General features: G+C 53.0%; 11 protein-coding genes. 4 read left to right on the top strand and 7 right to left on the bottom strand.

Going from position 1 to position 11,150, the window contains the following annotated elements:
• Window positions 1-22: 22 nt before the first annotated feature.
• The 3 genes from J2Y43_RS17320 to J2Y43_RS17310 form a co-directional block, all read right to left on the bottom strand.
• The gene (locus J2Y43_RS17320) at window positions 23-808 is read right to left on the bottom strand and encodes a glucose 1-dehydrogenase (protein WP_309984941.1); all 786 of its coding nucleotides are present in this window, start codon (window positions 806-808) and stop codon (window positions 23-25) included.
• A 5-nt stretch (window positions 809-813) separates the two neighbouring features.
• A complete protein-coding gene (locus tag J2Y43_RS17315; RefSeq protein WP_309984939.1) occupies window positions 814-1,674 on the bottom strand; it encodes an alpha/beta hydrolase-fold protein in 861 nt (286 codons plus the stop codon).
• 76 nt (window positions 1,675-1,750) lie between these two features.
• A complete protein-coding gene (locus tag J2Y43_RS17310; protein WP_309984937.1) occupies window positions 1,751-3,130 on the bottom strand; it encodes a Gfo/Idh/MocA family oxidoreductase in 1,380 nt (459 codons plus the stop codon).
• Window positions 3,131-3,258: 128 nt separating this feature from the next.
• Here J2Y43_RS17310 and J2Y43_RS17305 point away from each other — a divergent pair, with 128 nt between their 5' ends.
• The gene (locus J2Y43_RS17305; RefSeq protein ID WP_309984935.1) at window positions 3,259-3,741 is read left to right on the top strand and encodes a DinB family protein; all 483 of its coding nucleotides are present in this window, start codon (window positions 3,259-3,261) and stop codon (window positions 3,739-3,741) included.
• A 45-nt stretch (window positions 3,742-3,786) separates the two neighbouring features.
• On the opposite strand, the gene J2Y43_RS17300 is transcribed toward J2Y43_RS17305, so the two are convergent.
• Window positions 3,787-4,428, bottom strand: a complete 642-nt coding sequence (locus J2Y43_RS17300; protein ID WP_309984934.1) for a DUF1080 domain-containing protein — start codon at window positions 4,426-4,428, stop codon at window positions 3,787-3,789.
• Between the two features lie 182 nt (window positions 4,429-4,610).
• Between J2Y43_RS17300 and J2Y43_RS17295 the strand changes: the two genes are divergently transcribed.
• Window positions 4,611-7,013, top strand: coding sequence for a PAS domain-containing protein (locus tag J2Y43_RS17295; protein WP_309984932.1), 2,403 nt, complete (start codon window positions 4,611-4,613; stop codon window positions 7,011-7,013).
• A gap of 11 nt (window positions 7,014-7,024) precedes the next feature.
• On the opposite strand, the gene J2Y43_RS17290 is transcribed toward J2Y43_RS17295, so the two are convergent.
• Complete coding sequence (locus J2Y43_RS17290) at window positions 7,025-7,363, bottom strand: GNAT family N-acetyltransferase (RefSeq protein ID WP_106595193.1); 339 nt, start codon at window positions 7,361-7,363, stop codon at window positions 7,025-7,027.
• 29 nt (window positions 7,364-7,392) lie between these two features.
• Here J2Y43_RS17290 and J2Y43_RS17285 point away from each other — a divergent pair, with 29 nt between their 5' ends.
• Window positions 7,393-8,394 carry a phosphotransferase gene (locus tag J2Y43_RS17285; protein WP_309984929.1) on the top strand — a complete coding sequence of 334 codons (1,002 nt, stop codon included), beginning with the start codon at window positions 7,393-7,395 and terminating at the stop codon, window positions 8,392-8,394.
• 32 nt (window positions 8,395-8,426) lie between these two features.
• On the opposite strand, the gene J2Y43_RS17280 is transcribed toward J2Y43_RS17285, so the two are convergent.
• The gene (locus tag J2Y43_RS17280) at window positions 8,427-9,344 is read right to left on the bottom strand and encodes a sugar phosphate isomerase/epimerase family protein (RefSeq protein WP_309984927.1); all 918 of its coding nucleotides are present in this window, start codon (window positions 9,342-9,344) and stop codon (window positions 8,427-8,429) included.
• A 106-nt stretch (window positions 9,345-9,450) separates the two neighbouring features.
• Between J2Y43_RS17280 and J2Y43_RS17275 the strand changes: the two genes are divergently transcribed.
• Window positions 9,451-9,948, top strand: a complete 498-nt coding sequence (locus J2Y43_RS17275; protein WP_309984925.1) for a VOC family protein — start codon at window positions 9,451-9,453, stop codon at window positions 9,946-9,948.
• A 1-nt stretch (window position 9,949) separates the two neighbouring features.
• Here J2Y43_RS17275 and J2Y43_RS17270 read toward each other — a convergent pair whose 3' ends face one another.
• Window positions 9,950-11,131: a cellulase family glycosylhydrolase gene (locus tag J2Y43_RS17270; RefSeq protein ID WP_309984923.1), complete on the bottom strand. Its 1,182-nt coding sequence runs from the start codon at window positions 11,129-11,131 to the stop codon at window positions 9,950-9,952.
• Window positions 11,132-11,150: the final 19 nt, after the last annotated feature.

Below are 11,150 nucleotides of genomic sequence, written 5' to 3'. Positions count from 1 at the left end.
ATTTTATAAGATTAAAAAACGATTAACGGGCCGTCCATCCGCCATCGACGGTGAGGATGGAACCCACCATGTAGCTGGCCGCGTCGCTGGCCAGAAATATGGCAGCACCCTGAATTTCATGCAGATGCCCCCATCGACGGAGCGCGGTTGCACCTAGGATAATGTCACGGGCATCGTCACTCTCGGCGATCGGAATATTCATCTCGGTCAGGAACGGGCCGGGACATATGGCGTTCACCATGATGTCGTAAGGTGCGAGCTCCAACGCCAGTGCGCGGGTCATTTGCACGATGGCCCCTTTGCTGGCTGTGTAGGGTGTGCGGTTGGCAAGCCCCACAAGTCCCAGCGTACTCGCCAGGTTGATTATGCGGCCACTGTGCTGCGCTTTCATATGCGGCGCAACAGCCCGGCATGCCAGCCACGTGCCGGTTACGTTCACATCCATCACGTGCTTAAAATCGGCCGTAGACAACTCGTCGATCGGGCCGCGGATATTGATCCCGGCACTGTTGATGAGAATGTCGATCTTCCCGAAACTTTCCAGCGCAAAAGCGACCATTGCATGCACCTGCTCTTCACGGGTAATATCCGCAGCGTAGGAAAGCACGCGCGTACCGAAAGAAATGCACAGCTCAGCGGCACTCCGTTCACCGTCGACCGCGCTCCGGTTGACCAACAAAATAGCACAGCCCGCGGAAGCCAGACCAGCCGCCATCGCCAGCCCAAGGCCCTTCGAGCCTCCCGTGACAATGGCGACCTTTCCGGTAAGGTCAAACTGCTTGATGCCTGGTAAAACGTCCTGTACCATGGCGATCAATACTGGTGAAATGCCTGGGAAACAAATGCCAGCACCTCCGGCAATGACTCGCGCCAGTAGGTCCATGTGTGCCCGCCCTCACGTACACGGAACTCATGCGGCACTTCTTTTTTACGTAATGCAATGTGAACGAGGCTATTCCCTTCGTACAGAAAGTCATCATCTCCGCAATCGATATACCAGCGAACCGCCTTTTTCTGATCTTCGGCGATGTTGCTGATCAACGCCAGCGCGCTGTGCCGGTTATAATATCTCTCGACTGTCGAATCGGCGATATTCGGGTTGTTTCTGATCAGGTTCTTTTTGGCATCGTCCAGGGTAATCGGGCCGGTGGATGCGCTGAGCGGACAGGCCGACGAAAACAGCTCGGGGTGGTGCAATGCGTACATAAAGCTCCCGCCGCCGCCCATTGAGAGCCCGGCAATAGCCCTGAAACGCTTTTCACCTTTAATGCGGAATTTCTTCTCGACGTAAGGCATCAGCTCGGTGAAGAAAAAGTCCTCGTAGTTCCAGTCGCCCTTCACATCATTGAAATACCCTCTCCTACCCGTGTTCGCATCCGGCATGACTATAATCATCGGCGTGGCCTTGCCTTCGGCAATCGCTTTGTCGGCAATGTGCAGCACTTCGCCAAACTGTACCCAACCCGTGTGATCGTCGCCGGCGCCATGCAGCAGGTACATTACGGGGTAGCTCCGCTCGGAAGTCGCGTAATCGGGCGGCAGGTAAACGGCAAACCTCCTTTCGGATTTGAGCAACTTGGAGGGCAACGACAGGTTATCGAGCACCTTCCCCGTCTGGGCAAGCGCCGGGATGGCCAGCATGGCAGCCAAAGCGATCGTAGAAATGATCTTCATACCAGAAACAGTTGGATTTGGGTTGAAATAACAAAAGCGGGAGATGTTGTGCATCTCCCGCCCGGTATGAAGGTTTTTATTTCTTCTTCATTTTCATTGCGACAGGGTCCCAATGGACGATCTTTTTGCTGAAATAGCTTTCATTACACGCCAGCACCGGGGCTGCTGCGCGAAAGCCGAATACCGGGTCTTCGACCGTTCCCACACTGCCTTTCTTCACGTTTTCGAAGAAATCCCTGAAATGGTTAGCATGCGCATCGTCCTCTTTCGGGGCTTCGAACCGCACTTCTTTCACGGGTTCCGCTTTCCGGGTATCTTCCGGGTACTGGGCATCGTATTGTTTCTTAAACTCCTTTTGCTGCGCTTCCGAGAAGGTATTGAAGCTGTCGTAGCCTCCCATGCCGGGCGCTTTCGGCAGTTTCTTTTTGGTGAGTACCAGGTTGTTTTCGGTAAATTCAATCTGGCCCTCGGTGCCGATGATACGGGTATTGTTGGCAATAGCACCCGCATTCGCAAAGTTCACACGGAGCACCATCTGGAAATTCGCATGAATATCGGTTTTGGGGTAATCCAGGATAGACACCAGCACATCGGGCACATCGCGGCCGTCTTTCCAGTAGCTAAGCTCGCCGGACGACATCACGCGCTCGGGACCAAGCGAATTGGTCACAAAATGCACACCGGTGATAAGGTGCACAAAAAGATCCCCGCCCACGCCGGTACCATAATCCTGGTAGTTTCTCCAACGGAAAAAGCGCTTCGCATCGAATGCTCGCTTGGGCGCGTCGCCGAGATAGGTATCCCAATCCACGGTACTCGGCGAGGCGTCGGTCGGAATGGAGTAGTTCCATGCGCCAATGGCATTGAAACGGTCGTTATTGGACTCGACATAGTTGATCTCGCCGATTTCACCCGCCTGGAAAAGGCGCTTAGCCTCTTTAAACGAAGCCGAGCTGATCCGTTGGCTGCCAACCTGCATCGTTTTGCCGGACTTCTTCCAGGCCTCGATCACCGACAGGCCCTCATTGATATGGTGTACCATCGGTTTTTCGCAGTACACATTCTTACCGGCCTGCAATGCGGCTTTGGTAATGTGGTCATGCCAATGGTCGGGCGTTACAACGAGGACGGCGTCGATATCCTTTCTTTCCAGGATCTGGCGGTAGTCGCGCGTTGTGAAAATGTCCTTTCCGTAAAGCTCCTTCACGCGTGTGAGGCGGCCATCGTACAGATCGGCGGCGGCTACGAACTCGACGTCCTGGGAGCTGCGCAGCGCAGCCTTGGTGTCGCTGTGCCCCTGGATGCCCATTCCGATCGTTGCGAAACGGATCTTATCGTTGGGACTGATTTTTTTGAGGTCCTTGATAATGTGAAAAGGCTTGGCAATGCTTTCCGTGGCTAACAGTGCAGACGCAGCTGTTACATTTTTGAGAAAATTACGGCGATTAGGCTTCATTTGAAGAATTTCAAAGGTTTAAGAAGATGACTTCCCAATTTAATCAATTCGGGATTTGTTGCGCAGGTAAATCAAAAATATGTACATTTTGCCGATGAATTCCCCACCCTACTAATAACTAACGTTCCATGCACGCCGACCAGCGAAAAAAACTGATTAATGAACTGACTGACCTCATCAGGGGAGGAAATGCACACGTTACCCTCGATGAAGCGCTTGCCGGCATACCGGCCCACCTGCGCACCGTAATCCCCGACAACCTGCCGTACAGTATCTGGCAGCTCATGGAGCATATCCGGATCGCTCAGAAGGATATTGTCGATTTTTCGATCTCAAAGGACTACAAAACGCTCATCTGGCCGGACGAATACTGGCCCGAGCCAACCGACAGCGTAAGTGACCAGCAATGGGAAGAAAGTGTGAAGGAAATCAACGACGACCAGCAACGCTTTTTCCGGCTGTTGCAAAATGAAAACAAGGACCTTTTCAGTCCGTTGCCCTGGGGTAGCGGGCAGAATATCGTTCGCGAAGCTATGCTGATCGCCGATCATAACTCCTATCACCTGGCGGAGATTGTCGTAGCCCGGCGGTTGTTGGGCATCTGGAAATAACGACATTACAAAACCGGCGGCTCCCGGGGTGCCGCCGGTTTTGCGTTATAGTTCTTCGATCATAATATCTTTATAAAACACCTTGGCTTTTCCTCCCCCGTGAATTTGCAGGCCGATCAGCCCTTTTTGCGGAATGGACTTATCAGGTTCGGTATAATCCACCGTTTTTGTCCCGTTCAGGAAAAGCTGGATGTGGCCGTTCCGGCTGTGCACTTCATAATTGTTCCAATCGTTCCGCTTCACGATTTTCCCGACCAATGCAGAGTCGGGCGCAATCAGCGTCTTATTCCGTCTCGATTCATCGTAAAGGCTCGCCCAATATTTATCACCCAGGTCGGCCTGATAGCCCGTCATTTCGTATGGCGGATTTTGCAGCCGTACGCTATGGAACTGGACGCCCGTATTGATAAAACCTTCATGGCCCGTCAGTTTAAATTTAACCTTCAATATAAAATTAGAATACTCCTTACGCGTACATAGGAATTCGTTATGGGGCACTGTCTCTTCCAGCGAGCCGCCGGCAATGCTGCCGTTTTCGATTTTCCAGGTTTTGACCGTGTCTCCTTCCCATCCCCGGAAAGTTTTTCCGTCGAATAGCGAAACCTGCTTCCTGGAAGGCTGGATCATGATACAACCGGCGAAGGCCAAAGAAGCAGCGCAGGCAAAGTAGAATGGTAGTTTCCTCATGGCACGGTCGGTTTAGTGCTAGTATGCTTTTTTCTGATGAAGGTTAAAGCGATTTCGGGAAGATTTTTACTTGGACGGACGCCGCAAGTAACCCACCATTGCTTTTAACCTAATATCCGTACTTTTACAACGTGTGACTGCCTCTGAATGCCGCATACGTAAACCTGAGCAAGTTTTTATCAATGAGTAATACTACCCTGAACGAGCCTATGAACGATCTGCTGCTGGCGATCGAGCGGTTTAAACTTGTGGCAAAAGCTACCCATGACGTGATCTGGGATTGGGACCTGGCGAGAGGAACGGTATGGTGGAACGAGGGCATGCAGGAAATTTTCGGGTACCGTCCCGAGGATATCGAAAGCGGGCCCAACTCCTGGTTCGACCGCATTCATCCCGATGATCAGGAGCAGGTGGTGAAAAAGATTTACCAGGTCATCGATAAAGGTGAAAGCAACTGGTCGAATTTCTACCGGTTCCGGCGGGCCGACGGCTCGTATGCGCACGTGCACGACCGTGGATACACGATCCAGGGCGGAGGCAAGCCTGTGCGTATGGTGGGCTCGATGATGGATATCTCCCAGCAGCTCCGATCAGATAAAGCAAGGGAGGAGAGCGAAGAGAGTCTGCGATTCGCCATGCAGGCAGCCCAGCTCGGCACCTGGAACCTCAACCCCGCCGATCGGACGGCATTGTTCAACGACCGCTGCAAAGAACTCTACGGCTATCCCGCCGATGCGGAAATGCATTATGAAAGCCTGGTCCGATTTATCCACCCCGACGACCGCGCCCGGGTAATTGAATCCATCGAACGCGCGCTCGATCCGTCGGTGAGATCTCTTTACGATATCCGCTACCGGGTTATCGGCGCCAGCGACCGCAAACTCCGCTGGTTGCATTGCACCGGCCAGGCATATTTCGATCAGGCCGGCACACCCTATCGCTTCTCGGGCATCTCGCGCGAAATTACGGCAGAGGTTACCGGCCAGGAGAAAATCGCCTGGGCCGACCAACAGGCAGCCATGACCATCGAGGGCTCCGGAGCGGGATCTTTTATGGTAGACCTGGCCACTAACGAGATTATCTACTCCCCCACCATGGCGCGGATCATCACCGGTAGCGAGGCGGCCAATATGACGCGGGATATTCTTCTCGCAAGTCTCCATCCCGATGATGTCGATATCCGCAACCAAGCCTACGCCGAAGCAGCGGACAACGGAGAACTGCGGTACGAGGCGCGGTTTATCTGGAACAACTCTTCCGTGCATTGGGTACGGGTACTGGGGCGGTACTTGTATGACAGCATGGGCAAGGCCATTTCGCTGTCCGGCATTGTCATGGACATCACCGACCGCATTGAATCGGAACAGCGGCTGAAAGTGAATGAAGAACATCTACGGACCCTGATCGAACAGGCACCGGTGGCTACCGCATTGTTTGTCGGGGAAGATATGGTGATCGATATTCCCAACGAGGCAATGCTTAAAGTGTGGGGAAAGGGGCGCTCGGTAATAGGCAAGCCGCTTCGGGACGCATTGCCGGAGCTCGAAGGCCAGCCTTTTCTGGACATCCTCGACCGTATTTACAAAACAGGCGAAGCGCATTCGGAACAGGGGGCGAAGGCCGACCTGGTAGTGGATGGCCGGCTGCAAACATTCTACTACGATTACACCTACAAGCCGCTAAAAAATTCAAAGGGCGAAGTATATGCCATCCTGGACATGGCCGTGGACGTGACCGAGCAGGTGATATCCCGGCAGGAGCTCGAACAGAGTGAAGAACGGTACCGGCAGCTGGCCAGCGAGCTGGAAAGGCGCGTCGGCCAGCGCACGGATGAGTTGCACCAGGCCAATATCGAACTGGTCAATTCCAATAACAACCTTCAACAGTTCGCTTATGCCGCCAGCCACGACATGCAGGAGCCGCTCCGGAAAATCCAGTCGTTCGGCTCACGCCTGCTTTCGACCTACGCCGAAAAGCTCGACGATAATGGCAAATATATGCTGAACCGCATTCAGGACGCATCAAAAAGAATGTCAGCGATGATCGACGACCTGCTCGCCTACTCGCGCCTGACTACGCGCGAGGGCGAATTCGACGAAGTGCGGCTGGGCGAGATCGTGCATTCGGTGCTGGCCGACCTGGAAATTTCGATTCAGGAGCAAAAGACCGATATCATCGTTGAAGACCTGCCCGTTGTCTGGGGAAATGGCTCGCAGCTTGCACAGCTTATGCAAAACCTGATCAGCAATGCGATCAAATACCGGCTGCCTGACCAACAATCGATCGTCAGGCTGTCGTACCGGCCCGTGACCGCAGCTGAGAAGGCGACTTTGCCAAAACTTTTGCCGGATCATTCCTACATCCGCCTCGAAGTGATCGACAACGGTATCGGCTTCGACGAAATTTACCTCGACCGCATTTTCCAGATGTTCCAGCGGCTGCACGGGCGGAGCGAGTTCTCGGGCTCGGGCATTGGCCTGGCTTTGTGTAAAAAGGTGGTGCAAAACCACCATGGCCATATTACCGCCCAAAGCCAGCCAGGCAAGGGCGCCACGTTCATTGTGTACCTCCCGCAACCGCGCTGAGGCGGCCTGAATTATCGCTTTTGCCAGATATCTGCAAATTCCTCGGGATGACGACGGAACTGTCCGTGCACGTATTCACACAGGGGCAGCACCTGCAACCCGTGCTCACGCGCATAGGCAACCATCGCGTCGAGCATTTTGCGTGCCAGCCCGCGGCCTTCCATCGCCGGGTCCACCTCGGTATGGTACACGGTCAATGTGGTTTCGCTTAACCCGATCACCATTTCACCCACCTGTTTGCCATCTTCCTCCACATAAAAAGCTCCGCGGCGGCGATTATCCAGCTTGAATTTGATCTCTGCCATAAATTTTTGTTTAAAGTGCGTTACGTTCAAGGCAAATATATCCATAATTTTGCCGCCCCTATCGCCTTTACGCCATGAACATCTTCCCCGTCTCGAATTCCAATCTTTCGCCCGTTCACCTGGGGGATTTTATTCAAAAGCACTATTTCCCTGAACAACAGGTTGAATGCCGGATCTTGAAAACCGGAATCAGCGATACTTACCTGATCGTCGCTTCGGACAAACGTTACATTTTCCGCGTTTACAGTTTCCAATGGAGGACCTGGACGGAAATTTCGGAGGAACTGCGCCTATTGGAGTATTTGCGCCAAAATGGCGTGTCGGTTTCCTACCCCATTGCCGACCTCGCCAACGCATTCATACATACTTTCCAGGCGCCCGAAGGCGAGCGTTTTGGTGTACTATTCTCCTTTGCCGAAGGTGAGAAGGTGCTCAATTTCGACTCGGAAACGCATTATCGCGTGGGAAAGCTCATGGCCGAAATGCATTTACTGGCCAAAGACTTCCCGCTGCAACGCGTGGCCTACACCGAAAAAGAGTTGCTGATCGACTCCCTTGGGCAACTAAGCAAGTTTCTGCCCGCCGACACCGAGGAAATGCAATACATGAAAACGGTGCAGGAATACCTCATCGGTGAATTGCAGAATGCGGATCGAACTCAGCTGCGAAAAGGTGCCGTCCATCTCGATCTCTGGTTTGATAATATGAATGTCACAACCGATGGGGGCATCACTTTCTTCGATTTCGACTTTTGCGGAAACGGCTGGTTATGCCTTGATATGGCCTATTACATGCTCCAAATCCACTCCACGGAAAAAGATGATGCCGAACGCGAACTAAAAACGGAGCAATTCCTGAAAGGCTACGAGTCGGTTACGCCCGTGAGCGATGAAGAAAAACGATTGATCCCCATGCTTGGAATCTGCCTCTATTTCTTTTACCTGGGCATTCAGTCGCAGCGGTACGACAACTGGTCGAATGTTTTTTTGAATGAAATTTATCTGAAAAGATTCATCAACCTGTTGCTCAGAAAATACTTTGACTATCACCAGCTCGGGCAAAAGCTGATTTCATAAAAAAGGCCGGCTTAACGCCGGCCTGTGCTCTTCTATACTGCCGCCTCGACGATCTTCTTCATTTTCACAAGGCTCGTTTTGGCTACCTCCAGTGCATCCTGGGCCCAATAATCTTTATTAAATACTTCAAACGACAGGATAATAGGCTTTTCGGGATTTTTGAGGCTTTGAATCACATTTTTCCAAGGCGCAATACCGTCGCCCACGTATACACGGTCCGCGTCGGTAATCTGCTCACGCGGCGGTGTCTTGGGATAATCGTTCACGTGGAAAATCTCGATCAACGGCTTGCCTACATCCTTAATGGCATCCATTCCGGAGCCACCTTTGTGCAAATGGTATACATCCATGAGCAACCGCGCCGAGGGATGGCCCGATTCGACCGCCACATACAGTATCTCTCCCACCCGACTGAGGTTTTTAGAGAAGCCCCATAGTTCCAGATGCGGTACCACGCCGGTTTTGTCGCCCAGTTCAAGGATGGCACGGTAACGCTCAGCTACACGGGCAAGATCAAGCGAAGCGCCGGTGGTGGCGCCCATGGGCGGGGCCGCCACACGTGGGCAGCCAATGGCAGCTAGCTGCTCCATTTCACCTTTCAGCTGGTCCAACGCCTTGGCACGTGCCGTTTCGTCGTCCACGATCCAGGTCGCAAAGCCGATCGCATCCTCCACTTTCAACCCGAGATCACCGATCATGCGTTTAGCTTCCTGCAACGTGCCTCCGCCTTTAAGATAGTCCTGTAAAGTGCTGATCCAGATCTCGACAGAACCATAACCTGCCTTCGCCGCTACTTCCAGTTCCTTGCGGAAACCGAGTTTCTGCCCGCGCAGCGTGCTCATATTGAGCGAATAAATAAATGGCTGAGCTTTGGTTTTGGCGGCTTCGGCGGGAACAATGCCTGCTGCGCTCACGGCAGCGATCGAGGATAATGCTTCTCGGCGGTTCATTAATATGTCCTGAATGGTTAACTGATTTAACTGTAAAGCGGCCCCCCGGAATTTTTTACCGCAAATGAATGTAAATTGATTGTTTACAAACCGCATTCTACCTCCTATGGAACCAGATAACTATATCATACCCGCCCAAACGAAAATTGGCCATGTCCACCTCAAAGTAGCCGATCTCGATCGTGCCATTGACTTCTATTGCGGCCTGCTGGGCTTCGAAATCACCACCCGCTACGGTACCCAGGCGGTGTTCATTTCAGCCGGTGGTTATCACCACCACATCGGGCTCAACACCTGGTACAGCAAAGGCGCGCCTCCCGCATCGGCCCACGGCGTCGGCTTGTTCCACACGGCCATTCTCTACCCTACCCGGAAAGACCTGGCCGTTGCATTGAATCGCCTTTTGAAAGCCAATTATCCCCTCACCGGCGCCAGCGACCACGGTGTTTCGGAGGCGTTATACCTGAACGATCCCGACGGCAACGGCGTCGAACTCTATTGGGACCGCCCTCAGGACCAATGGCAATACCTGCCCGACGGCTCGATTGAAATGTATACGAAGAGCTTGAATATCCCGGGATTACTCGCCGAGTTGAATAAGTAGCTCAATACTTCATCAACAGCGTCAGTAACTTACGGTCCAGCTTATGTCCGTGCCAGTCTTCGTAGGCTACGTCTTCGCGCCGTGAATCGAGTACGCCGAAATCTCCGGCGAACTCCCATAATGAGAAGCCGATACCGTTGGACGAAAGGATATCGAGCACATCATTGAACCACGCCAGGAAAACATCGTGGGGCGTCTTATTCCAGCAGCCGCATTCCCCGCAGTGTACACCTACGCCCTTACCGACGAGCTCGATCCAGGGCTTGTAGAACTTTTCCAGCATTGCGCGGCTCAGATATTGGTCTCCTACCTGTCCAGGCCATTTAGGTTCCGGCGCATTATCGGGGTCTTTCATGGCCCAGGGCGCTTTATAGTGGGAGATAATGCCCGGATGGTACCCGCGGCAGCTTTGAGCGATGTCAAGGTCGGCCAGCTCGGGGATTACAGAGGTGCCTACGTCGTTGCCGTCGGCAATGATCAAATGGCCCGGATTCTCTTTTCTGATAGCCGCCGACGCGGCGATCGCCATTTTCCGGTACACATCGCCTGGTACCGACGACCGTTTGGAATGTTGGTCGTTCATATCGGCGCGCATGCTCGGTTCATTAAGTAAGTCGAAACTAATGCGTTTCTGAGAGGTATTCTTATACCTTTTGGCCCACATATTCCAGTGAAAACAGAATGCGTCGAGCGCTTTCTGGTCGGTCCAAAGGTTGTAGGGCTCATTAAAACCTGCATTAACGCAGTACCCTGGCGCACGGTGCAGGTTCAGGCTTACGTGTATGTTGTGTTTGTGCGCGGCAGCTACGAGCTTGTCGATGCGCTCCACGGCTTGCTCGTCGATCTGGTAGACTTCTTCCGGTGTGATATTGCGACTGCGGTCGAATTTCAGGTAGGCCGGATAGGCCATCGGGATACGCACAAAGTCGAAACCCCAGTCGGCCATCCATTTAAACTGCTCTTCGGTAGTTGCCTTACGCCCTTTTGCCGGATCAGGAGCAAAGAAATCGAGCAGGTTGAAGCCTTTCCATTTGGGCAGTTTGTTCTGTGCAAACTGCCCGGGAACAGCCCCTCCCGGGTTAACCCGACTCGCCAGAACCAGGTTTGAAACAGCAAAACCGGGTGCTAATGCGGTCCCGGCTATTGCAATGGATGAATTTTTGATAAATGTCCTGCGATGCATGCCGTTCGAAAGTTGTTCG

Origin of the sequence: Dyadobacter sp. BE31 (genome assembly GCF_031457695.1) — a bacterium.
Classification (GTDB): domain Bacteria; phylum Bacteroidota; class Bacteroidia; order Cytophagales; family Spirosomataceae; genus Dyadobacter.
This window is presented reverse-complemented; position numbering and strand designations above follow the sequence as displayed.